At 35.7% G+C, this 22,525-nt stretch carries 24 protein-coding genes and 2 riboswitches; of the genes, 15 read left to right on the top strand and 9 right to left on the bottom strand.

Annotated elements, in window-relative coordinates:
* Nucleotides 1-27 precede the first annotated feature (27 nt).
* The 3 genes from BWGOE10_RS21375 (at nt 28) to glcK (ending at nt 1,913) form a co-directional block, all read left to right on the top strand.
* Complete coding sequence (locus tag BWGOE10_RS21375) at nt 28-606, top strand: 5-formyltetrahydrofolate cyclo-ligase (RefSeq protein ID WP_070144869.1); 579 nt, start codon at nt 28-30, stop codon at nt 604-606.
* Between the two features lie 103 nt (nt 607-709).
* Nucleotides 710-910: a YqgQ family protein gene (locus BWGOE10_RS21370; RefSeq protein ID WP_000253699.1), complete on the top strand. Its 201-nt coding sequence runs from the start codon at nt 710-712 to the stop codon at nt 908-910.
* A 19-nt stretch (nt 911-929) separates the two neighbouring features.
* Complete coding sequence (gene glcK, locus BWGOE10_RS21365) at nt 930-1,913, top strand: glucokinase (protein ID WP_002145726.1); 984 nt, start codon at nt 930-932, stop codon at nt 1,911-1,913.
* 80 nt (nt 1,914-1,993) lie between these two features.
* Here the strand turns inward: glcK and BWGOE10_RS21360 are convergent, their stop codons facing one another.
* A complete protein-coding gene (locus BWGOE10_RS21360) occupies nt 1,994-2,167 on the bottom strand; it encodes a DUF2759 domain-containing protein (RefSeq protein WP_070144868.1) in 174 nt (57 codons plus the stop codon).
* 170 nt (nt 2,168-2,337) lie between these two features.
* Between BWGOE10_RS21360 and BWGOE10_RS21355 the strand changes: the two genes are divergently transcribed.
* Both BWGOE10_RS21355 and BWGOE10_RS21350 read left to right on the top strand, forming a co-directional pair.
* Complete coding sequence (locus BWGOE10_RS21355) at nt 2,338-2,967, top strand: MBL fold metallo-hydrolase (protein ID WP_070144867.1); 630 nt, start codon at nt 2,338-2,340, stop codon at nt 2,965-2,967.
* 9 nt (nt 2,968-2,976) lie between these two features.
* Nucleotides 2,977-4,089 (top strand): class I SAM-dependent methyltransferase, encoded by a 1,113-nt coding sequence (locus tag BWGOE10_RS21350; protein ID WP_070144866.1) that lies wholly within the window; start codon nt 2,977-2,979, stop codon nt 4,087-4,089.
* Nucleotides 4,090-4,233: 144 nt separating this feature from the next.
* Here BWGOE10_RS21350 and BWGOE10_RS21345 read toward each other — a convergent pair whose 3' ends face one another.
* From BWGOE10_RS21345 to BWGOE10_RS21330, 4 genes are all read right to left on the bottom strand, one after another.
* Nucleotides 4,234-4,524, bottom strand: a complete 291-nt coding sequence (locus tag BWGOE10_RS21345; protein WP_000894375.1) for an ArsR/SmtB family transcription factor — start codon at nt 4,522-4,524, stop codon at nt 4,234-4,236.
* A gap of 428 nt (nt 4,525-4,952) precedes the next feature.
* Complete coding sequence (locus BWGOE10_RS21340) at nt 4,953-5,465, bottom strand: cysteine hydrolase family protein (RefSeq protein ID WP_070144865.1); 513 nt, start codon at nt 5,463-5,465, stop codon at nt 4,953-4,955.
* A gap of 171 nt (nt 5,466-5,636) precedes the next feature.
* On the bottom strand, nt 5,637-6,800 hold the full coding sequence (metC, locus tag BWGOE10_RS21335; protein ID WP_070144864.1) for a cystathionine beta-lyase: 1,164 nt from the start codon (nt 6,798-6,800) through the stop codon (nt 5,637-5,639).
* Nucleotides 6,797-7,909, bottom strand: a complete 1,113-nt coding sequence (locus tag BWGOE10_RS21330) for a methionine biosynthesis PLP-dependent protein (protein WP_070144863.1) — start codon at nt 7,907-7,909, stop codon at nt 6,797-6,799. The genes metC and BWGOE10_RS21330 overlap by 4 nt, the downstream gene beginning before the upstream one ends.
* 81 nt (nt 7,910-7,990) lie before the next feature.
* Nucleotides 7,991-8,104: riboswitch (SAM riboswitch) on the bottom strand.
* A 203-nt stretch (nt 8,105-8,307) separates the two neighbouring features.
* A riboswitch (SAM riboswitch) is annotated at nt 8,308-8,417 on the top strand.
* 70 nt (nt 8,418-8,487) lie between these two features.
* Between BWGOE10_RS21330 and BWGOE10_RS21325 the strand changes: the two genes are divergently transcribed.
* The 6 genes from BWGOE10_RS21325 (at nt 8,488) to BWGOE10_RS21300 (ending at nt 16,321) form a co-directional block, all read left to right on the top strand.
* A complete protein-coding gene (locus tag BWGOE10_RS21325) occupies nt 8,488-10,320 on the top strand; it encodes a bifunctional homocysteine S-methyltransferase/methylenetetrahydrofolate reductase (RefSeq protein WP_070144862.1) in 1,833 nt (610 codons plus the stop codon).
* On the top strand, nt 10,320-13,718 hold the full coding sequence (gene metH, locus BWGOE10_RS21320; RefSeq protein ID WP_070144861.1) for a methionine synthase: 3,399 nt from the start codon (nt 10,320-10,322) through the stop codon (nt 13,716-13,718). The genes BWGOE10_RS21325 and metH overlap by 1 nt, the downstream gene beginning before the upstream one ends.
* 18 nt (nt 13,719-13,736) lie before the next feature.
* A complete protein-coding gene (locus BWGOE10_RS21315; protein WP_070144860.1) occupies nt 13,737-14,795 on the top strand; it encodes an undecaprenyldiphospho-muramoylpentapeptide beta-N-acetylglucosaminyltransferase in 1,059 nt (352 codons plus the stop codon).
* 243 nt (nt 14,796-15,038) lie between these two features.
* Nucleotides 15,039-15,281, top strand: a complete 243-nt coding sequence (locus tag BWGOE10_RS21310) for a DUF3966 domain-containing protein (protein ID WP_085960924.1) — start codon at nt 15,039-15,041, stop codon at nt 15,279-15,281.
* Nucleotides 15,282-15,378: 97 nt separating this feature from the next.
* Nucleotides 15,379-15,753, top strand: a complete 375-nt coding sequence (locus BWGOE10_RS21305; RefSeq protein ID WP_070144859.1) for a nucleoside 2-deoxyribosyltransferase — start codon at nt 15,379-15,381, stop codon at nt 15,751-15,753.
* Between the two features lie 79 nt (nt 15,754-15,832).
* The gene (locus tag BWGOE10_RS21300; protein WP_070144858.1) at nt 15,833-16,321 is read left to right on the top strand and encodes a hypothetical protein; all 489 of its coding nucleotides are present in this window, start codon (nt 15,833-15,835) and stop codon (nt 16,319-16,321) included.
* A gap of 33 nt (nt 16,322-16,354) precedes the next feature.
* Here BWGOE10_RS21300 and BWGOE10_RS21295 read toward each other — a convergent pair whose 3' ends face one another.
* Nucleotides 16,355-16,666, bottom strand: coding sequence for a hypothetical protein (locus BWGOE10_RS21295; protein WP_070144857.1), 312 nt, complete (start codon nt 16,664-16,666; stop codon nt 16,355-16,357).
* A 252-nt stretch (nt 16,667-16,918) separates the two neighbouring features.
* Here BWGOE10_RS21295 and BWGOE10_RS21290 point away from each other — a divergent pair, with 252 nt between their 5' ends.
* Nucleotides 16,919-17,134: a DUF3912 family protein gene (locus tag BWGOE10_RS21290; protein WP_002111839.1), complete on the top strand. Its 216-nt coding sequence runs from the start codon at nt 16,919-16,921 to the stop codon at nt 17,132-17,134.
* A gap of 87 nt (nt 17,135-17,221) precedes the next feature.
* The gene (locus BWGOE10_RS21285; protein WP_070144856.1) at nt 17,222-17,614 is read left to right on the top strand and encodes a hypothetical protein; all 393 of its coding nucleotides are present in this window, start codon (nt 17,222-17,224) and stop codon (nt 17,612-17,614) included.
* A gap of 61 nt (nt 17,615-17,675) precedes the next feature.
* On the opposite strand, the gene BWGOE10_RS21280 is transcribed toward BWGOE10_RS21285, so the two are convergent.
* From BWGOE10_RS21280 to BWGOE10_RS21270, 3 genes are all read right to left on the bottom strand, one after another.
* Nucleotides 17,676-19,070 carry an L-cystine transporter gene (locus BWGOE10_RS21280; RefSeq protein WP_016092314.1) on the bottom strand — a complete coding sequence of 465 codons (1,395 nt, stop codon included), beginning with the start codon at nt 19,068-19,070 and terminating at the stop codon, nt 17,676-17,678.
* Between the two features lie 107 nt (nt 19,071-19,177).
* On the bottom strand, nt 19,178-19,420 hold the full coding sequence (locus tag BWGOE10_RS21275; protein ID WP_002088627.1) for a DUF2626 domain-containing protein: 243 nt from the start codon (nt 19,418-19,420) through the stop codon (nt 19,178-19,180).
* 131 nt (nt 19,421-19,551) lie between these two features.
* Complete coding sequence (locus BWGOE10_RS21270; RefSeq protein WP_070144855.1) at nt 19,552-20,247, bottom strand: helix-turn-helix transcriptional regulator; 696 nt, start codon at nt 20,245-20,247, stop codon at nt 19,552-19,554.
* 205 nt (nt 20,248-20,452) lie between these two features.
* Here BWGOE10_RS21270 and comGA point away from each other — a divergent pair, with 205 nt between their 5' ends.
* Both comGA and comGB read left to right on the top strand, forming a co-directional pair.
* Nucleotides 20,453-21,496, top strand: coding sequence for a competence type IV pilus ATPase ComGA (gene comGA, locus BWGOE10_RS21265; RefSeq protein WP_070144854.1), 1,044 nt, complete (start codon nt 20,453-20,455; stop codon nt 21,494-21,496).
* Complete coding sequence (gene comGB / locus BWGOE10_RS21260; protein WP_070144853.1) at nt 21,483-22,520, top strand: competence type IV pilus assembly protein ComGB; 1,038 nt, start codon at nt 21,483-21,485, stop codon at nt 22,518-22,520. Before comGA ends, comGB begins: the two co-directional genes overlap by 14 nt.
* Nucleotides 22,521-22,525: the final 5 nt, after the last annotated feature.

The following is a 22,525-nucleotide window of genomic DNA, read 5'->3' as shown; positions in this document are numbered from 1 at the left end:
AAAGTGTCACTGTGAGGGGGAAAATGTGTGAGAGAAGAGAAACTACGTTTACGTAAACAAATAATAGAACACATGAATTCTTTATCAGAAGAACGGTATACAACTTTATCAGAGCAAATTGCAGCTTCGTTGTATGCGCAAAAAGAGTGGGTTGAAGCTAAAACAATTGGAATCACCCTCTCAATGGAAAATGAAGTGGATACATATCCTATTATCGAAAAAGCTTGGGAAGAAGGAAAGAAAGTTGTTGTTCCGAAGTGTAATAAAGGAACACGAACAATGTCCTTCCGGCAAATTAGTAATTTTGATCAATTAGAAACAGTGTATATGAATTTACGTGAACCAATTCCAGCGCTTACGGAAGAAGTGGATGCAGATGAAATTGATCTTCAAATCGTGCCAGGCGTAGCTTATACAGAGCGAGGAGAACGGATTGGATATGGCGGTGGCTATTATGATCGTTATCTCGTGCATTATAAAGGGAAAACGCTATCATTAGCTTATAGTTTTCAAATGGTAGAACATATTCCAGTAGAGCCATTTGATAAAAATGTAGAAAAAATTATTACAGAAAAAGGAACAATGGTTAAAAATGGGCTTGTATAGACAAATAAAAATTGACGAGACTTTTTCTTCGTGATTATAATAAAATATGTGAACGTTTTCTTATTATAATTTTTTATAGTAAGTGAGCATAGAGGGTGATGAAATGGTATCTATTTATGATATTCAGCAATTGCTAAAGAAATTTGGTACGATTATTTATACGGGTGATCGAATTGCAGATTTACAATTAATGCAAGATGAATTGCGTGAATTAAATCAATCACAGCTAATCGATCCACAAGACTATCAAACAGCTTTATTTTTATTGAAGCAAGAAATTCAAAAAGAGCTAAATAAGAATTAGATAAAGGTAGGTAAGTAACATGGAAGAGAAATGGTTAGTTGGTGTTGACCTTGGTGGTACAACGATTAAATTAGCATTTATTAATGTGTACGGTGAAATTTTACATAAGTGGGAAATCCCTACGAATACAAATGAACAAGGAAAACATATTACACTTGATGTAGCGAAAGCTATTGATAAAAAGTTAGAAGAATTAGGTGAATTAAAAAGCAAGCTAATTGGTATTGGTATGGGAGCTCCTGGTCCTGTACATGTGGCATCTGGTATGATTTATGAAGCGGTTAATTTAGGATGGAAAAACTATCCGTTAAAAGACTTGCTAGAAGTAGAAACAGGATTACCTGTTGTTATTGATAATGATGCAAACTTAGCGGCGCTTGGTGAAATGTGGAAAGGTGCTGGCGAAGGAGCAAAAGATTTAATTTGTATGACACTTGGCACTGGTGTTGGTGGTGGTGTTATCGCCAATGGTGAGATTGTACATGGTATAAGCGGTGCTGCTGGTGAGATTGGACATATTACAGTTGTTACAGAGAACGCTTTTCCATGTAATTGCGGGAAGTCAGGTTGCTTAGAAACAGTAGCCTCTGCAACAGGTATTGTGCGTGTTGCTATGCAAAAAATACAAGAGACAGATAAAGAAAGTGTTTTACGTTCTATGTTAGCAGAAGAAGGGCTTATTACATCAAAAGATGTGTTTGAAGCGCTTGGACAAGGTGACGAACTAGCAGGTGAAGTAGTGGAAAAAGTAGCTTCTTATTTAGGATTAGCTGTAGCGAACCTTGCTAGTACGTTGAACCCAGAGAAAATCGTAATTGGTGGTGGAGTATCTAAAGCTGGAGATGCACTATTAGAGCCGATTCAACGTTATTTCGAGCAATATGCTTTCTCACGTGCTGTAAAGAGCACAAAGTTAGCAATTGCAATACTTGGTAATGATGCAGGTGTTATTGGAGGAGCGTGGCTTGTAAAAAAGCACAAATACGAGGCGAAGATGATATAAGTTGTGAATAATGAGAAGAGGAAGGGGCCCCCTTCCTCTTTTTATGCAAGATCTTGTTGGAGAATAAAAATGTAAATGGATTAAGCTGTTGGTGGATACCCATTATATAGAACAGTCATGATTGTAAACCATCCGAAAACAAGTACGGTTGCAATAGCGAAGCCGCCCGCGAATAAGTTTTTTTCGCGAAGTGTTCTAAGCGTAGCAAATACAGCTAACAGAGTGACTAGCGCAAAAATAATAACAAGGCCCATACAATATCCTCCTCTGTCTACTCATTCCTTAGGATGAGTTTTTAGAATATTTACTCTTTTATATTGTACATGTTTTAAAAATGATTGTCGAGATAACACCCCTTCTTTTCCTAAAAGAAAGAAATGTTGTATCATTAAAAGTAAATTAAATAACTGGAGGAGATTTTTATATGAAATGGATACAAATGCCGTTAGGCCCATTGCAAACAAATGCATATATATTAACGAATGATCAAAATGAGTGTATTATCTTTGATCCTGGCCATGAAGGAGAAAAACTTGTTACATATTTACAAGAAGCACAGTTAAAACCACTTGCGGTTTTATTAACACATGCTCATTTCGATCATATCGGTGCGGTTGATGCGGTGAGAGGCGCTTTTCATATTCCTGTATACGTACATAAAGAAGAAGCGGATTGGTTAGGCGATGCAACTGTGAATGGCTCGCAAATTTTTATGATGAACCGCAGTATTACAGCAAAACCAGCAGATCATATTATTGACGCAGAGGGTACATTAACGATTAGTTCTTTTAGTTTTGAAATTTTTGAGACACCAGGACATTCTCCAGGAAGTATTTCTTATTATAGTAAAGAAGCGAATGCTGTATTTTCTGGTGATGTATTATTCCAAATGAGTATTGGAAGAACAGATTTACCTGGCGGAAGCTTTGCTGAATTAATTGGGAGTATTGAAGAGAAATTATTTGTATTACCAGATGAAACAGCGGTGCTATGTGGACACGGTCCAGAAACGAGCATTGGTTTTGAAAAAGAAAATAATCCATTTTTACAATAAGGAGTCATTATGGGGATGGAGCTCATTTTAAGAGAATGGATGGGAAAAGAAAAGGATCATTCGATTTCATATAGTACGTATATGAACCTCGTATTATATGCAGAGGAACATGGGTATTATATGAGAGAACGCGAAAAAATTGGAAGACAGGGAGATTTTTTTACGAGTAGCAATGTATCTTCTATATTTGCGAAGACTTTTGCTAAGTTTTTTATTCGGCTTGTTGAAAAGGGAGAAGTTTCTCCAAATATTTGTGAGATTGGTGGGGGAACAGGAAAGTTTGCCTATGATGTTTTACAAGAATGGAAACAATTATCTCCGGAAACCTTTATCAATTTAAACTATTCAATTATTGAAGTGAGCCCTTTTCATAGAAGGCTACAACAGGAGAGGCTTTGCTCATTTGATAATGTGTCGTATTATACATCTTATATTGAAATGGGAGAGTCTTTCGAAGGAATTATTTTTTCGAATGAATTATTTGATGCGTTTCCTGTTGAGATAGTTGAGAAAAGAAATGGAATTTTGTATGAAGTACGTATCAAGTATACAGATGAGGGAAACCTTACAGAAGTATTTAGACCGATAGAGAAAAGAGTCGGTCGTTACTTATTGCAATATAACATTCATATTGCTGAGGGACAGCGCTTTGAAGTGCCTATTGCAATGGAAGAGTATATAGAAGAGATTGCGAAATGGTTTCAGAAAGGTATATGTATTACAGTTGATTATGGATATACAAAAGAAGAATGGATGCATCCTGCACATCATGAAGGAAGTTTAAGAGGATATTATAAGCACAAGCTAATTCGTAATCCGCTTGCATATCCAGGAGAAATGGACCTTACTACGCATGTTCATTGGGATGAGTTGAAGATGAATTTTGAGCTACAAGGAATTAATACGATATGGCATAGGAAGCAATCAGAGTTTTTGTTAGCAGCAGGAATATTAGATCAGCTTGCTAGCCATCAAGATACCAACCCTTTTTCTGAAACTCAAAAACTAAATAGAGCTATTCGCTCTATGATTTTAAACGGAGGATTAGGTAATGCTTTCGATGTTGTTATACACACGAAAGATATGAAGAATTTACCTTTGAATCAATATTTAACAATATGAAAAAAACAAGACACAGTATTTTCTGTGTCTTGTTTTTTAATACGACTTATGTAGTATTATATATTTCCTCTCATGATATATATTTATATTAAAGATATGAGATGAAAAATATAGAATACGTTCTTTTTCTCTGTCTATTAGTCCCTAACCTAATAATACGCGAACGAGTTGAATAATTGTTTCGTTTTCTACTTTGTAGTAAATTTCCAATCCTTTTCTTTCACTAGAAACGATTTTAGCACTTTTTAACTTTGCTAAATGCTGTGAAATTGTAGATTGTGGCATGTTTAAGCCTGTGTACATTGTAGAAACGTTGCTTGGGCCACGTTCAATTAATCCCTTTACAATACATAAGCGAACAGGATGAGCAAGCACTTTCAATAATTCTGCATTGCTTTCATATAGTTCTATTTCTTTTTGAAAGGTTTCTAACATGTTCTTTTCCACCTCCGTGTGAGCTGTTATACCATACTATACATACCAAAAAATCAAAGAAAAGAAAACAGTTGTTGCAGAAAAAAAGTCCTAAAGTAAAGAAATTGTAAGAAAAGAGACCCTGATGTAAATAAAATAGATAAATTTGCACAGTTTTGTAAAATGACATTTTTGGGTGAAAATTTTGATGCGTTTCAAAAATTGAAAGATATAGATATATTCGTAACACAATTTTATCATGATTTTCTTATTCTTTCAAATGAATATACAAAATTTTTAAAATAATATGACAAAGGAATTGTAATGTTATATATAGAATATAAAACAGGTTAAAAGAAGCCCAGTGTAATCAGCTTCTTTATGATGATAAAGAGACCCTTGAGTGTAGCCGATAAATCTTAGAATGATCAAGTCATTAGTCATTTATTCTAGAGTTCATCTTTTATCAACTTTAAAAATCTGTGGTTCCATATATTCTCATAAAAATCAATTGTCTCTTTTGCGGACATAAATGGATTGTTTAACGTAGAGGTTGTTTTCTGTCCCATGAAGTTTTCGTATCCTAGTCCGTGGGCAAATTTAATCGTAGCATCCATGCAGTACTCCGTTTGGGCACCACAAAATTCAATACGATGTACAGATAATTGATCTAAAATTTCTTTTAAGTTTGTTTTATAAAATGAATTTGCATGTGTTTTTCTTACAAAAAAATCTTGTTCTTGAACATCTAAATCGGTATGAATAGCCCAAGGTTCTGTTTCGGGTACTAAATCATCATCACAATGTTGAACAAAAATGATTGGTTTATTTGATTTTCTGTATGAAGAAATTTTTTTATTTACTTTTGTAAGCAAGTTTTGTAAATCAAATAAATGCTCTCCGCTATAACATACCCCATTTTGTAAATCGATAACGATTAAAATATCTGCACAAGTATCCATTATTTTTACCCCTTTTTTATTTCTTAATATATCAATTAATCCGTTATTTGGAAATAGATGATATACTTTTATTTTTTAATGAACTATACAAAAAGAAAAAACATTAAAATGAATATGCTAGACAGCATAAAAAGAAGATATGAAAACTTAATTTCATATCTTCTTTTCTCTCTATGCATTTACCGGTTCTTCTACATAAGAAAGAGCATTTTCGAAATCGGATATTAAATCGTTAACATTTTCAAGACCAACCGATAAACGAAGTAATGAATTGGAAATCCCTCTTTCATCACGTGCTTCCTGTGATAAGGCTGCATGTGACATTTTTGCTGGATATGAAAGAATAGATTCAACAGCGCCCAGACTAACCGCAAAAACGGGTAGTTTAACTTTTGATAAAAATTGGCGCAGTGCATCTTCGGACTGTAAGGTGAAAGATAAAACAGCCCCAGCCGATGTTGCTTGAGTTTGTTGAATACTATAGCCAAGATGTGATTGTAATCCAGGGTAATAGACATTTTGAACTTTAGAGTGCTCTTGTAAAAAATGTGCGATTTTGTTGGCACCTGCAGTTGAATGTTCGAGACGTACATGCAATGTTTTCAGACCGCGAAGCACGAGAGAACAATCTTGCGGTCCTAAAATAGCACCAAAAGCATTTTGTAGAAAGCCGAGCTTTTGAGCAAGTTCTTCATCTTTTACGACAGCTAATCCGGCGGTGACATCACTATGACCAGCAATAAATTTTGTTGCACTATGAAGAACGACATCAGCGCCAAGTTCAAGTGGTTTTTGAAATAGTGGTGTCAAAAATGTATTATCAACAAAAGTAAGAGCATCAATAGATTTTGCAAGATTAGAAACAGCACGAATATCTGTCACTTTTAAAAGTGGGTTAGAAGGTGTTTCTACATAAAAGAGCTTCGTATTTGGTTTAATGTTTTCTTTTACTTCTTCCAGATTTGTCATATCAACAAATGTATGTGAAACACCGTAACGAGAGAGTACTTCAGTTATTATTCGGTAAGTGCCTCCGTATACGTCTTCTGAAATGAGTACGTGATCACCTTGTGAAAGAAGGAGAAATGCAGTAGAAATGGCTGCAATGCCTGATGCAAAGGCGAATCCTTTTGTCCCGCCTTCTAATAAAGCAATGATTTCTTCAAGAGCTTCACGTGTTGGATTTCCAGATCTACTATAGTCATACTTTCCGAAAGCATCTACATCAAACTGATGAAATGTTGATGTGTTATAGATGGGAACGTTAACAGCTCCTGTGTGTGTGTCATGCTTGTATTGATTATGCAGTAAAAGCGTATCTATGGAATAGCTCATATTCTTACACCCTCTTTTACAAGTTTAATTGCTTGCTTTAAGTCTTGAATTAAATCATTGCTATTTTCGATACCGACTGAAAAACGGAGAAGACGATTACACACACCGCGTGCTGTTCGAACTTCTTCTGGAATATCGGCATGAGTTTGCGTTGCTGGATAAGTCATTAAACTTTCAACGCCGCCAAGACTTTCAGCAAATGTAATTAAGGATAAAGATTGTAAGAAAGGATTAATCCAAGTTTCATCTTGAAGGCGAAATGAAATCATACCACCTCTGCCTGGATAAAATACATCTGTCACACCATCTTCAGCATTTAAATAAGCAACAATTGCATGAGCGTTTTCTTCATGCTGTTTCATGCGAAGTGCTAAAGTTTTCATGCCGCGAATTAATAGCCATGAATCAAACGGGCTTAAGACAGCACCAGAGGCATTATGATAATGAGCAAGCTCCTCGCAAAGAGATTTCCCTTTCGCAACGACAAGTCCGCTTAGTACATCGTTATGTCCGCCTAAATATTTAGTTGCGCTATGAAGGACGATGTTTGCACCTTCTGTTAATGGTTGCTGTATATAAGGTGTATAGAACGTGTTATCTACAATAAGAAGTAGTCCGTGCCTTTTCGCTACACTTGCTACACTTACGATATCAGTTACTTGCATTAATGGATTAGTCGGTGTTTCTATGAAAATAGCCTTCGTTTGAGATGTGATTGCTTTCTCAATTTGTTTAATAGATTGTGTATCTACGTATCTACATCGAATATTCCACTTGTCTTCATGTTCGGAAAATAGACGATATGTTCCCCCGTATAAGTCTTCAGATACGATAAGCTCATCTCCGGAACGGAATAGTGAAAGGACAAGGAGAACAGCCGCCATTCCTGAACTACAGGCATATCCTTGCTCACCGCTTTCTAAGTCTGCAATTGCCTGTTCTAAAAGACCGCGAGTCGGATTTCCAGTTCTTGAATAGTCAAAGCCAGTAGATTTACCAATTCCTTCGTGACGATAAGCAGTTGAGAAATAAACAGGTGGATTAACAGTTCCTGTTGTAGCTTCGCTACGGTTCCCGATTTGTGCTAGTTTTGTTTCGATTGTTGACATGTGAAAATTCCCCCTTTTAAATTGAATTTAAAATAAAAAAAGCCTTCTAAGAAGAAGGCTTTCGGTTTGAATAGAGTCTTCTTCTCATCTGTCAAATCTTTCACAATTTGCTGGAATTAGCACCTTATTAACGAATGAATGTTAATGGTTGCTGAGGCGTCATAGGGCCAGTCCCTCTACCTCTCTAGATAAGAATGTTCGTATGCAATTTTTATTATGGTTTTAACTTTACAACAAAAGATAATTGAATTGCAACTTTATTTTAAATAATTTTTATTTTTCTGCAAGTGTCATTGACTTTTATTTTAGTGCGTGCTAAATTTATAAAAAATTAACAAACATTGTTAAAAGGGGAACGCATTTCCTTTTAGCTACATAAATAAAATAATAAAGACAAACTCTTATTGAGAGCGGTGGAGGGAAAGGCCCTGTGAAACCCGGCAACCTTCAAACTAAATGTTTGAAACGGTGCTAAAACCTGCAAAACGTGTGTTTTGCATAATAAGAGGAGGCACAATTATGTCCCCCTCTTCAAAGTGAAGAGGGGGTTTTTATATTGATAGAAATGAGGGAGATTCGTGAAATTACTAGATTTATTATCAAAAGGAATTGTAATAGGTGATGGTGCGGTTGGAACTTTATTACATTCGCATGGTTTACAAAGTAGTTTTGAAGAATTGAATTTGTCTGATCCGGACTTAATTATATCGATCCATAAACAATATGTAGCTGCTGGAGCGGATGTTATTCAAACGAATACGTATGGGGCAAATGAAGCAAAATTACGTATGTATGGATTAGAAAATCAAGTTGTCCAAATTAATAAAGCGGCAGTGAATATTGCGAAAGCATCGGTAACAGAGCGGAATGCAATTTTAGGGACAATTGGAGGTATGAAACATATTGGTGCTGTTACAACGACTGATATAGAGCGAGAATTTATGTTACTTGAGCAGGCAGGTGCTTTACTAGAAGAACAGGTTGATGGATTACTATTAGAAACTTTTTATGATGAATTTGAATTATTGCATGCCGTTAAAGTATTGCGTAAACAAACGAATATTCCGATTGTTGCTCAGTTAGCGTTACATGAGGCAGGTACGACTCAAAATGGGAATGATGTCAATGAAATATTAAAACAGCTTTTAGATTACGGTGCCAATGTTGTTGGGTTGAACTGTCAACTAGGCCCGCTTCACATGACGGAAGCTTTCAAAATGATATCGATTCCTCAAAATGGCTATTTATCAGCATATCCGAATGCAGGTCTCCCGAATTATGTGGAAGGGCGTTACGTATATGAGGGAAGTCCAGCGTATTTTGAAGAAATGACACCGAAATTTATTGAACAAGGTATTCGTTTATTAGGTGGTTGTTGTGGTACTACCCCGGAACATATTGAAGGAATGAAACGTGCTATTGCAAATATTGCACCTGTAATAGCAAAGGAGACGGTTCCATGGCCTAAAGTGGTCCATACACAGGAGAAGCGTTCGAGAGCTCATGTTACTCTCGCAGAAAAGGCAAAGAAACAAACGACAGTTGTAGTGGAATTAGATCCACCGAAAACGTTAGACACGCAGCGGTTTTTTGAAGGGGCAAGAGCGCTGAAAAGGGCTGGAGCGGATGCTATTACTCTAGCAGATAATTCATTAGCATCTCCTCGCGTTTCGAATATGGCTATGGGTGCATTATTAACGAAGCATGATATTCCAGTATTGACGCACTTAACGTGTAGAGACCATAACGTCATTGGACTACAGTCTCATTTACTTGGATTATCAGCATTAGGTATGGAGGAAGTGCTAGCTTTAACTGGTGATCCAGCGCGCGTTGGTGATTTTCCAGGTGCAACTTCTGTATATGATTTGTCATCTATAGAGCTAATTAAAATGATTAAAGAGATGAACGACGGTCGCTCTATTTTAGGGAAATCAATTGGTCCGGCAACAAGGTTTTCTGTCGGAGGGGCATTCAATCCTCATGTAAGGCATTTAAAAGCAGCGGTAAAAAGAATGGAACGAAAAATAGATGCTGGAGCAGAATATTTCTTAACTCAGCCGATTTATGATGTAGCTTTAATTAAAGAAGTATATGAAGCGACAAAGCATTTGGAACAACCAATCTTTATTGGAATTATGCCGTTAGTAAGTAAGCGGAATGCAGATTTTCTTCATTTTGAAGTGCCGGGTATTACTCTTCCAGAAGAGATAAGACAAAGAATGGATGGACATGAAACGAAAGAGGCTGCTATCGAGGAAGGGATGCGCATTTCACAAGAGTTGATCGATGCGGCAATGAAATATTTTAACGGTATTTATCTTATTACGCCGTTTTTAAAATATGAAATTACAGAACATCTCGTGAAATATGTGAGAGAAAAGCAAGAAGTGAAAGAGGGTATTAATTGATGAAACGAATAGAAGAGAGATTACAACATGAAATTTTAATATTAGATGGTGCAATGGGAACGATGATCCAGCAAGAAGACTTAACAGCGGAAGATTTTGGAGGAGAAGAATACGAAGGTTGTAATGAATATTTAGTAAAAACAAGACCGGATGTTATTTTAAATATTCATAAAGTCTATATTGAAGCTGGTGCAGATATTATTGAAACGAATACGTTTGGTGCAACGAATATTGTACTAAGTGATTATGCATTGTCTCATTTAGATGAAGAGTTAAACGAAAGGGCAGCGTTTTTGGCGAAGCAAGCGGTCAAAGAAAGTGGGAAAGAAGTATATGTTGCGGGAGCGATGGGACCAACGACGAAAGCGATTAGTGTTACAGGCGGTGTGACTTTTGAAGAGTTAATCGAAGCCTATACAAGGCAAGCGAGAGGATTATTAAGAGGAGAAGTTGATGTATTGCTCGTTGAGACGAGTCAAGATATGCGTAATGTGAAGGCTGCGTATATTGGAATTCAATCGGCGTTTGAAGAACTAAATAAAATAGTACCTATTATGATTTCGGGAACAATTGAACCGATGGGAACGACTTTAGCGGGTCAAACAATCGAAGCTTTTTATTTATCGATAGAGCATATGAAGCCTTTATCTGTTGGATTAAACTGTGCGACTGGTCCAGAATTTATGAGGGAACATATTCGTTCTCTATCTGATTTATCAGAGTGTTATATTTCTTGTTATCCAAATGCTGGTCTTCCTGATGAAGATGGGCATTATCACGAATCTCCGGCGTCACTTGCTGAAAAAGTAAAACGTTTTGCTGAAGAAGGATGGATTAATATTATTGGTGGTTGTTGTGGCACAACACCAGAACATATAAGTGCAATGAAATTGGCGCTTGCCTCGATTAATCCTCGTGAGCATCATGAAAGGGTTGGACATGGAATTAGTGGACTAGAAGCGTTGCAATACGATGATTCTATGAGACCTTTATTTGTTGGAGAAAGGACGAACGTAATTGGATCGCGTAAGTTTAAAAGATTAGTAGCAGAAGGGAAATTTGAAGAGGCTGCTGAAGTGGCAAGAGCGCAAGTGAAGAAAAATGCTCATATTATTGATATTTGTATGGCAGACCCTGATCGTGATGAAATAGAAGATATGGAAAGATTCTTGGCAGAAGTTACTAAAGTGTTAAAAGTACCGATTATGATTGATTCAACAGATGAAAATGTTATGGCGAAAGCTCTTACTTATATTCAAGGAAAAGGTGTTATCAATTCTATTAATTTAGAGGATGGAGAAGAACGTTTTGAAAAAGTGACCCCCCTTCTTCGGAAATACGGTGCTGCGATAGTTGTAGGGACAATTGATGAAGATGGTATGGCAGTTAGTGCAGAAAGAAAGATAGAGATTGCTAAAAGAAGCTATGAATTACTAACGAAGAAGTATGGTATACGCCCATCTGATATTATTTTTGATGCGCTTGTGTTTCCTGTAGGAACAGGTGATGAAGAATATATAGGTTCAGCGGCAGCGACTATAGAAGGAATTCGTCTTATTAAAGAAGCGTTACCAGAATGCTTAACGATTCTAGGTGTGAGTAACATATCTTTTGGTTTACCACCAGCTGGACGTGAAGTATTAAACTCTGTCTTTTTATACCATGCAACGAAAGCAGGATTAGATTATGCGATTGTTAACACGGAAAAATTAGAACGCTATGCGTCAATTCCAGAGGAAGAAAAACGTCTTGCAGATGCATTATTATTTGAAACGACAAAAGAGACGTTAGAAAAATTTACAAACTTTTACCGTGTTGCCAAAAAGAAAGAAGTCGCTACACAAGAAACGCTAACGCTTGATGAACGACTGGCAAACTATATTGTAGAAGGTACGAAGCAAGGACTACAAGAAGATCTAAGTCTCGCCCTTACAGAAGGACGAAAACCTCTGGATATTATTAACGGGCCGCTTATGACAGGAATGGATGAGGTCGGGCGATTATTTAATGGTAATGAGCTTATCGTTGCTGAAGTATTGCAAAGTGCTGAAAGTATGAAAGCTGCCGTAAGTTATTTAGAGCCACATATGGAATCTAGTGAGAGTGCGAAAAAAGGGAAAGTATTATTAGCGACTGTAAAAGGTGACGTACATGATATTGGGAAAAACCTCGTTGAAATTATTTTATCCAATAACGGATATGAAATTATTAATTTAGGAATTAATGTTCGTTCGGATCGAATTGTTCAAGAAGTACAAGAAAAGAAACCTGATATTATTGGCCTTTCAGGCTTGCTAGTAAAATCAGCCCAACAAATGGTAACAACTGCTGAAGATTTAAAAGCGGCAAATATTGATATTCCAATCGTTGTCGGTGGTGCAGCGCTAACGAGAAAGTTTACAGATAATCGTATTTCTCCATCATATAAAGGGCTCGTATGCTATGCGAGTGATGCGATGACGGGGCTTGATATTATTAATAAGCTTCAAAAAGAAGAAGAGCGTGAGAAGATGAAACAGGATAAAAAAGAACGTCATCTTCATATCGTTAAAAAAGAGGAGAAACAAGTAAAAATTCCAGCAGTAATTGAGCCATTACCGAAGGCGGAAGTTATGATACCTGATTCAACAAAACGAATTGTATTACGCGATATTCCAGTTGCACATCTCGCGCCGTTTTTAAATAGACAAATGCTACTTGGACATCATCTTGGATTAAAAGGAAATGTAAAAAAACTCCTGCAAGAAGGAGATAGAAGAGCGCACGAATTAAATGATTTAATCGATGAATTATTACAAGAAGGACAATCTTGGTTACGCCCAAAAGCGGTGTATCAATTTTTCCCGGCGCAAAGTGATGGACAAAATATAATTATATACGATCCGGAAGATCACACACGTATTATAGAGCGATTTGAATTTCCGAGACAAGGGAAAGCACCATACCGTACTTTAGGAGATTATATACGCCCGATTAGAGATGAGATGGATTATGTCGCTTTCTTATCTGTTACCGTTGGAGAAGGGGTTCGAGATATTGCAGAGGAATGGAAGGCGAAGGGAGATTATTTACGCAGTCATGCGATTCAGTCGTTAGCACTTGAATTAGCAGAAGGACTTGCTGAAAAAACACATATGCTCATTCGTGATCGTTGGGGAATTCCAGATTCACCTGAACTGACGATGGAAGAGAGATTCCGTACAAAATATAGAGGAATACGCGTATCATTTGGTTATCCAGCATGCCCAGAACTTGCTGATCAAGAAAAATTATTTCGCTTAATTCATCCAGAAGAAATTGGTATTTCATTAACAGAAGGATTTATGATGGAGCCAGAAGCGTCTGTAACGGCTATGGTATTTTCTCACCCTGAGGCAAGGTATTTTAGTGTACTATAGTGTAGAAGGGGGAGACGTATGAAAAAAATAGTCTTTACAGGTGGCGGTTCGGCCGGGCATGTAACACCTAATTTAGCAATTATTCCACATTTACAAAAGCAGAACTGGGATATCTCTTATATTGGTTCTCATCAAGGGATTGAGAAAACGATTATAGAAAAAGAAGGAATCCAATACCATAGTATTGCAAGCGGGAAGCTACGTCGTTATTTTGATTTGAAAAATATAAAAGATCCTTTTCTCGTGATGAAGGGTGTTATGGATGCGTACGTAACAATTCGTAAACTAAAACCGGATGTTATTTTTTCAAAAGGTGGTTTCGTATCTGTACCAGTCGTAATTGGAGGATGGTTAAATAGGGTGCCAGTTTTGTTACATGAATCTGATATGACACCTGGACTAGCAAATAAAATTGCGCTCCGTTTTGCCTCGAAAATATTTGTTACATTTGAAGAAGCTGCGAAGCACTTACCGAAAGAGAAAGTAGTATATACAGGATCACCAGTACGTGAAGAAGTACTAAGAGGAAATCTTGAAAAAGGTTTAATGTTTCTAGGGTTTTCCCGTAAGAAATCAGTTATTACTGTTATGGGAGGAAGTTTAGGGGCAAAGAAAATTAATGAAACGGTTCGATCGGCACTTCCAGATCTTCTGAAAAATTATCAAATTGTGCATCTTTGCGGAAAAGGAAATCTTGATGAATCCTTACAAAATAAAGAAGGATATAGACAATTTGAATATATACATGAAGAGTTGCCGGATATATTAGCAGCAACAGATTTTGTTATTTCACGTGCGGGATCCAATGCGATTTTTGAATTTTTAACAATGCAAAAGCCGATGGTTTTAATTCCGTTATCGAAATTTGCAAGCCGTGGAGATCAAATTTTAAATGCTGAATCCTTTAAAAGACAAGGGTATGCATCGGTATTATATGAAGAGGATGTAACAGTGAACTCGCTTATAAAGCATATAGAAGAGCTATCTCATAATAATGAGACGTATAAAACAGCATTAAAAAAATATAATGGAAAAGAAGCAATTAAAACTATCATTCAACATATTTCAGAGGCATGATTATATAATCATGCCTCTTTTAATAGGATGAAAGATTCCAAGAATTGATATTTTTATGTTACAATAAAGTGAAACTTTAATCAGTGGGGGGCATCCCCCACTGATTATTAGCCTTCACCAATCGGGCTTTTACGGGCAGTTAATCCCACATCTAACTTCTTTGCTTTTGCTGAATTTTGAGGTGGGGGTCTTACTGCCCTCAAATAGCGGGATAACAAATGGTTAATAGGGAAATTCCAATTGATTAAGCGTGAAAATACGAATGGATTAGGAGTGACTGTGTTGGAGCTAAGTCTCTATGAAAATACTGCACTTATTATATGCTTTGTGTTGTACGTTGGTAGTGTTATTGTTTATATTTCACGGAAATTTTCACAAGAACGAGAGCTTGAAAAATCAGAAATAACAGCTGAACTAGAAATGTTAGCTGATGAAAGTTATAAAAAACAAAAAATAAAAGAAGATCATGAGGCACCCCATCATTGAAACGCAAATAAGTTCTAAAGATGGGGATTTTTTTTGAAAAAAATCCTATTAACGCTAAAACGGAGTTTCCCCATACATAATTAAGGAGTGGATATAAATGAAATTTTATATTGCTTCAGGGTTTCAAAATAAGCATCTTGTACGTTTCGTATCAAGCCAGTTGAAAGAAGTAGGATGGCATCATACATATGATTGGACGAAAAATGAAAGAGCAACTAATAGAGAACAATTGCAAAAAATTGGTGAAGAAGAACAAAAAGCGATCCGAGAAGCTGATGTCTTTTTACTTATATTAGATGGCGGAAATGGAAGTCATACGGAGTTTGGAATGGCGATTGCGCTAGAGAAAAAGGTATATATTTATCATGAAGGAAACCCACTGCAAACAACGTTTTATCATTTACCAGAGATAAATATTTTTGAAGGAGATGTAGCTGAGTTTGCATCTTATGTTATGAAGCATATGGAATAATAGTAATTACCTAAAAGGTTATAAAAGGGATCTTTTGGGCACAGTGATTATAAGTAAAGTATATAAAGGAGTTATACATATGAAATTAGAAAATGGTTGGGAAACGAGTTTTTTAGAAGTTGTACAAAACAGTGAATTTAAGAAAGATGCAATTCTTAGTCAATTGCTTTTTGCGGATAGTGAAGAAGTAGAAGAGCTTGTTGATGATTACGGTTATGAAGAGATTATTGAACGCGAACATGATGATGAGTTAGCAGGAATTTTAGGAGAGGAACTTTTTAGTGAGATGGAGCGAAACGTATTCTTATCTTCACAGCCAGAAGAAAAACTTATTTCATTCGTAAATGGATTAGGTTTTCATGTGTTAGATTGGATTGTGCTTCTTGAAACAGAATTTGGTATTGATAGCGCAAATTTCACATCGGATGCGGTGAAAATGTTAGAAAAGCGTTTTAGACAGTTTCCATATATAGAAGAGAAGACAATTTTTGATATGAAGCTTGAAGAAACAATGGATGTATTAGAGTCTGTAACAGGTTTGCATTTAAAAGAAAAGATGGGTGTGTAAAAAAAAGAACGTGATAGCTTCACGTTCTTTTTTTTACACAATAATAATTTTATCATCTAGCTTTGTTTGTCCAGTAAGAAGTGCATTTAAATACTCTACTTTTCGTATGCAAGCTTGTATATGTCTTTCAACCTCTTGTAACTCTGCTTGGTGATGCGTTTCAATTGGATGAATTTGTACGTTAAATTTTTCGAATTGACTACTATATGTTATTTCTGCATAGCCGCTCATAATATCGGTTTTGTTATGAAATAAAAATTGCTTCGTTTCTTCACAGAATGATACATCCTGAAAGCCATATACTTTTAATGCTTCAATTACTTTTTTAATCATTTTTGTATTCATTTTTTAACCCTCTTTACGAAGTTCTACTTATATATTATAACATAAAAAATTACGTAGAAAGCGCTTCCAAGTGTATTTTATTATAAACTTTACGTTTCAATCATAAAAATGAAACAAAGAAAAAATAATTGTAAAGAAGGAAGGACTCTTTTATTGTTTCGTCATATATATAGAGAAATAGTGCAATGAAAGGAAATTTTCCGAGGTGGAGATTGTATTTCCAATTTGAGCGCAGTAAAAGAGGTGAGAATCTTGAACTTTGATATTGTAGGACAAAAAGCATATATAAAAGATGGGCCGCATCGGAACCGAATTGGAACTGTAAAGAAAAATGAAAAACAATTAGAAACACACTTTGCTATTGTAATTGGGGAACAAAGTATTGCTGTAGAGCTAAAGGATATCGTGTTAGTTGGAGTAGATGTAGGACAATTTCATAAATGGTGCGAGCAGAATGGTTATTTGTAAAAGGGACGGGCTGTGAGATAATGAAATATATTTGAGAAAAGAGAATATGTTATTGTATTCTCTTTTTCTGTGTGTAAGGAGGCAGAAATGGAGTATAAAGAACAAGAGTTTACATTGGAGCTGAAAGAGAAAATTAAATGTATGGAAAAGGAATTAGAGCGAATATCATTTAAACTTTCTGGAGAGTATTCATATTTATATATAGAGAAAAACATGGAATTGTCTATGGGACTTGTTAAAGATAAAGAGCATCCTTTTGAGGTGGGGTATTATTCATCAGTTGCTATAGCTATATTAGATGAAGAAAAAGAGATGATTGGATTTCACAAAATTCCAATTTGGAAATGTGAAAGAATCTTTTTAGGAATGCAAATTCAATTAAGCATTTGGGGAAGTAAGAAAGTAGGGGAACTTGTTGATGAATCTTGTTATGAGATCGAGGAAGAGTTAAAAGAGCAACTAGAAGAATGCCTAGAGTGATACTTTTCAAGATGAGATGTAAAAAAGACGCTAACAGTTTTATGTTAGCGTCTTTTTCTTATTATGAAGCAATTTCCCCAGTTTTTACATCATCTTGATTGTACGTATCCTGATCTAATTCACCAAGCCATTTACTAGAAATAAGACCTGCTGTCATAGAACCACTTACGTTAAGAGCAGTACGACCCATATCGATTAATGGTTCAACCGAGATAACAAGAGCGACAATGCCGATTGGTAAGTTCATTGTAGATAGTACGATTAACGCTGCGAATGTTGCGCCGCCACCAACACCGGCAACACCGAATGAGCTAATAGCAACGACAGCGATTAAAGTTAAAATAAATTGTGGTTGTAATGGATCAATTCCTACAGTTGGAGCGACCATCATAGCAAGCATTGCTGGATAAATACCTGCGCAACCGTTTTGACCGATAGATACCCCAAAGGATGCAGCGAAGTTAGCGATTCCTTCAGAAATACCAAGTTTTTCTTTTTGTGCTTCAATATTTAATGGCATCGCACCAGCACTAGAGCGAGATGTGAATGCAAATGTTAATACAGGGAACACTTTTTTCAAATATTGAATTGGATTTAAACCAGATAGAGCGATTAATAATAAGTGAATGATAAACATTACGATAAGTGCTACGTAAGATGCTAACACGAAGTTACCAAGTTTTAAAATAGCATTTATATCGCTACCAGCAACTGTCTTTGCCATAAGAGCTAATACGCCGTATGGAGTAAGACGTAAAATTAATGTTACCATACGCATTACGATTGCATACACAGCATCAAGCATTTTCTTAAATAGCTCTGCTTGTTCTGGATATTTTCGTTTTACACCGATAAAGGCGATACCGATAAAGGCTGCAAATATTACAACAGAAATTGTTGATGTTGGACGAGCACCTGTTAAATCAAGAAACGGATTTGTAGGCAACAGTTCTAATAGTTTGTCTGGAATTGTTGTCTTTTCAATAGAAGTAAATCTTTCTTCTACTAATTTCAGACGAGCAGATTCTGCATCACCTTGTTGTAATCCTGTTGCTGATACATCAAATCCTGCGCTTGCAGCTATACCGACAGCTGCGGCAATGCCTGTAGTAAGAATTAAAATTCCGATAATAAGACCACTGATTTTACCAAGGTTTTTCGTTAATTGTAATTTTGTAAATGCTGAAATAATAGATACTAAAATAAGTGGCATAACAATCATTTGAAGTAATTTTACATAACCGTTACCAATTAAACTAAACCAGTTATTTGATTCGATAATTACTTTAGAAGTAGGCTCATAAATAAATTGTAATATAAGACCGAATATAATTCCGACTCCTAAAGCAGTAAATACACGTTTATTAAAAGATACATGCTTACGTTGCATATAATACAATACGCCAACTAAAATGAGCATGACTGTGATGTTAATTCCGACAAGCAGTGTATTCATGGTAATTCCCCCTAATTCCAATGTGTTATATAGAATATAAGGTAATAAAACCTATAAGTCAACTAGGGAATTGCGGAATTAAAAAAAAGATGGCAAATTGCCATCTTTTAATGTCCAGCTCCAGGGACAAGTAAAAATGTTGTGTACCATGTAAATCCGATGAAGAAAACGGTTAAATATGCCCCGAATACGTATATATACATACGCTCTGTTAATTTTAAATAACTTAAAAGTACGAAGAATCCTGTTTGTCCTAAAAATAGTAGTGCAGCCGAATGCATATCACCTACGTAAAACATAACCGAGAAAATTCCAGTCCAAAAGCCGAGAACGCGAAACATGCGCTCCATGCCATCTCCCTCCTTTTCTAAAAAAAGTAAAACCTCTTTTCATTATAGTTTATTTTTCTAACTATTGTAAATATTCATTCATATAAAAGGAAGAAGTCAATTATAATATTGACTTCTTCTTAGTTGAAAAACTAAATTTGAACTTTATAGTTACAAGACTTACATCCATCTAGTAGACTATCATTTCGTGTTAATTCCGTGTTAGGGAATAGGATTTCAAAAATCCCTTTCATCATATCTCCATGCATGTTACAAATTTCAGTCGGGTGATGAACAGCAACTTCTTTAAATGGACAATTGTGTACATCATAGAAAATTTTTGTTCCATCTGCACTTAATTCAAATGCAGGCGATAAGCCAGCTGTTGAGAATGCTTCTTTTGCGATTTGCATTTTTTGTTCTATCGTCAATGCTTCTGCACTTACATTTAAGCGATGCATATGTTGTTGCATTAATTCTTTGCCGAATTGTTTGCCGGTTTCATATAATGCTTTTTCACCAGCAGAGCCGAGGCTAAGCAGTGAATTAAATGCTATCTTCGCTAATAATTGATAATCACGAAATGGAAATTGTAGCTGGATGACATCTTGAGACAGGACGTATAGTCTGCTTGGTCGCCCGCCCTTTCCAGTTTTTTTTGTTTCTGATTTGAGCATATTAACATCTTCTAATTTAGATAAATGTAAACGCGCTACGTTTGGATGAATGTTAAACTCATCTGCAATTTCTTGTACAGTTACGTAATTATGTTTTTGCGAAATATATTTATAAATATAATAACGAGTAGGATCAGATAATACACCTGTAATTTTTAAAGCTTGTTCCATGAGGATCTCCACCTTTATCACTTTATCCAAGATATTAACATTATAATACAGATAAACTTCCATATAGGTAATTTCAGACAATAATTCGGAAATTGTTCATAATTTCACAAACATATTTTCCCTTTTTATCCTAGTGAAAATACAAAAGTCCTAATTTTTCTTCTCTAGCACTTCATGATATATACATGGTGAGGAGGGAAATTTGATGAATGGTATCGAGATTTTTGCGAATATGATTATGAAAGAAGCTTGTGGGGTGCAAGCATCGGACTTACATATTGTGCCCAGGCAGAAGGACGTGGCGATTCAATTACGGATAGGAAAAGATTTAATTACGAAACGGTGTATTGAGAAGGAATTTGGAGAAAAGCTTGTTTCGCACTTTAAATTTTCAGCATCAATGGATATAGGAGAGAGGAGAAAGCCTCAAAATGGTTCATTGTACTTACAAATTGATGGACAAGAAGTGTATTTACGCCTTTCAACACTTCCAACAGTATATCAAGAAAGTCTCGTTATTCGCCTCCATTTACAAGCATCTGTACAGCCACTGTCTCACCTCTCGTTATTTCCAAGTTCAGCGGAAAAATTACTCTCTTTTTTAAAGCATTCGCATGGGTTACTCGTATTTACTGGGCCGACTGGTTCTGGAAAAACGACGACAATGTATGCGTTATTAGAAGTAGCTAGAAAAGGAGAAACACGTCGTATTATTACTCTGGAAGATCCAGTTGAGAGAAGAAAAGACGGTTTATTACAAATTCAAATAAATGAAAAAGCTGGTATCACATATGGAACGGGATTAAAGGCTATTTTGCGTCATGATCCAGATATTATTTTAGTTGGTGAAATCCGTGATGAAGAAACAGCAAAAATAGCTGTAAGAGCAAGTTTGACAGGTCATTTAGTAATGACGACGTTGCATACAAATGATGCGAAAGGGGCGATACTACGATTTATGGATTATGGTATTACAAGGCTAGAAATTGAACAATCATTATTGGCTGTAGCTGCTCAGCGGCTTGTCGAATTAAAATGTCCGTTTTGCAGAGGGAAGTGTTCAACTTTATGTAAATCAATGAGGCAAGTGAGGCAGGCAAGCATTTATGAACTGTTATATGGATATGAATTAAAACAAGCGATTAAAGAAGCAAGTGGAGAACATGTTACGTATCACTATGAAACATTGGAAGCATCAGTGCGAAAAGGATATGCTTTAGGATTTTTAGAAGAAGATGTTTATGTTTAAGAGAAAATGGAGCTTAAGTGATCAAGTATTATTGTTGAAAAGGCTAGGGGAGTTATTAGAGAAAGGTTACTCACTTTTACAGGCAGTAGAATTTTTGCAGTTCCAATTACCATTAGGAAAGAAAATGCAGTTACAGTGTATGATTGAGGGATTGAAAAATGGACAAAGTTTGCACGCTTCTTTTCACCAATTAATGTTTCATCCGGAGGTGCTAAGTTATTTGTTTTATGCAGAGCGACACGGTGACATTTCTTTTGCTTTGCAACAAGGGAGTGTACTTCTTTACAAGAAGGATAAATATAGGAAAGATATGATGAAAGTAATGCGATATCCTATGTTTTTATCGTTTTTTTTAATGATTATGCTTTCTGTTTTTAACCTCATTTTATTGCCTCAGTTTGAAATGATGTATAGTTCTTTACGTTCTACAGCACCACCACTTACGGAGCAAATTTTAGTTGCAATTAAATTATTACCCTACTTCATTTATATCGTTTTTCTTATCATAATAATGGGCTTTAGTTTATATATATTTTATTTCCGAAAACTTCCACCTACTCAAAAGGTAAAGATTATGATCCGTATTCCCCTTATGAAAACATTTCTTATTTTAAATCATTCGCATTATTTTTCCGCTCAATTAAGTGGTTTATTACACGGTGGATTGTCGGTACACGAAGCATTAACAATAATGATGAAGCAAAAGTATCATCCGTTTTTTCAGTATGAAGCAGCCCGAATTGAGCGGCAATTAATTGCAGGAGAACCGTTACAATCTATTATTGATAAAAGCGGTTATTACGAGAAAGAACTTTCTTATATCATTACGCATGGACAAGCAAACGGTAATTTAGCAAATGAGCTTGGTGATTACAGTGAGCTCATTATTGAAAAGGTAGAACAAAAAATTAAACGTATGTTATTTGTGATTCAACCTATTTTATTTACATGTCTTGGGGTTGTAGTCATTCTGATGTATTTAGCGATGATTATGCCGATGTTTCAAATGATGAATTCTATTTAGGGGGC

Source organism: Bacillus mycoides (genome assembly GCF_001757995.1).
GTDB lineage: Bacteria > Bacillota > Bacilli > Bacillales > Bacillaceae_G > Bacillus_A > Bacillus_A mycoides_B.
Note: the sequence above shows the minus strand (reverse complement) of the source record. Positions and strands in the feature narration are given on the sequence as shown.

Bases quoted from the DNA above. Each gene is read 5' to 3' on its own strand.
- BWGOE10_RS21370 (WP_000253699.1), top strand. From the start codon at position 710: ATGGTATCTATTTATGATATTCAGCAATTGCTAAAGAAATTTGGTACG.
- glcK (WP_002145726.1), top strand. From the start codon at position 930: ATGGAAGAGAAATGGTTAGTTGGTGTTGACCTTGGTGGTACAACGATT.
- BWGOE10_RS21360 (WP_070144868.1), bottom strand. From the start codon at position 2,167: ATGGGCCTTGTTATTATTTTTGCGCTAGTCACTCTGTTAGCTGTATTT.
- BWGOE10_RS21355 (WP_070144867.1), top strand. From the start codon at position 2,338: ATGAAATGGATACAAATGCCGTTAGGCCCATTGCAAACAAATGCATAT.
- BWGOE10_RS21350 (WP_070144866.1), top strand. From the start codon at position 2,977: ATGGGGATGGAGCTCATTTTAAGAGAATGGATGGGAAAAGAAAAGGAT.
- BWGOE10_RS21345 (WP_000894375.1), bottom strand. From the start codon at position 4,524: ATGTTAGAAACCTTTCAAAAAGAAATAGAACTATATGAAAGCAATGCA.
- BWGOE10_RS21340 (WP_070144865.1), bottom strand. From the start codon at position 5,465: ATGGATACTTGTGCAGATATTTTAATCGTTATCGATTTACAAAATGGG.
- metC (WP_070144864.1), bottom strand. From the start codon at position 6,800: ATGAGCTATTCCATAGATACGCTTTTACTGCATAATCAATACAAGCAT.
- BWGOE10_RS21330 (WP_070144863.1), bottom strand. From the start codon at position 7,909: ATGTCAACAATCGAAACAAAACTAGCACAAATCGGGAACCGTAGCGAA.
- metH (WP_070144861.1), top strand. From the start codon at position 10,320: ATGAAACGAATAGAAGAGAGATTACAACATGAAATTTTAATATTAGAT.
- BWGOE10_RS21315 (WP_070144860.1), top strand. From the start codon at position 13,737: ATGAAAAAAATAGTCTTTACAGGTGGCGGTTCGGCCGGGCATGTAACA.
- BWGOE10_RS21305 (WP_070144859.1), top strand. From the start codon at position 15,379: ATGAAATTTTATATTGCTTCAGGGTTTCAAAATAAGCATCTTGTACGT.
- BWGOE10_RS21300 (WP_070144858.1), top strand. From the start codon at position 15,833: ATGAAATTAGAAAATGGTTGGGAAACGAGTTTTTTAGAAGTTGTACAA.
- BWGOE10_RS21295 (WP_070144857.1), bottom strand. From the start codon at position 16,666: ATGAATACAAAAATGATTAAAAAAGTAATTGAAGCATTAAAAGTATAT.
- BWGOE10_RS21285 (WP_070144856.1), top strand. From the start codon at position 17,222: ATGGAGTATAAAGAACAAGAGTTTACATTGGAGCTGAAAGAGAAAATT.
- BWGOE10_RS21280 (WP_016092314.1), bottom strand. From the start codon at position 19,070: ATGAATACACTGCTTGTCGGAATTAACATCACAGTCATGCTCATTTTA.
- BWGOE10_RS21275 (WP_002088627.1), bottom strand. From the start codon at position 19,420: ATGGAGCGCATGTTTCGCGTTCTCGGCTTTTGGACTGGAATTTTCTCG.
- BWGOE10_RS21270 (WP_070144855.1), bottom strand. From the start codon at position 20,247: ATGGAACAAGCTTTAAAAATTACAGGTGTATTATCTGATCCTACTCGT.
- comGA (WP_070144854.1), top strand. From the start codon at position 20,453: ATGAATGGTATCGAGATTTTTGCGAATATGATTATGAAAGAAGCTTGT.
- comGB (WP_070144853.1), top strand. From the start codon at position 21,483: ATGTTTATGTTTAAGAGAAAATGGAGCTTAAGTGATCAAGTATTATTG.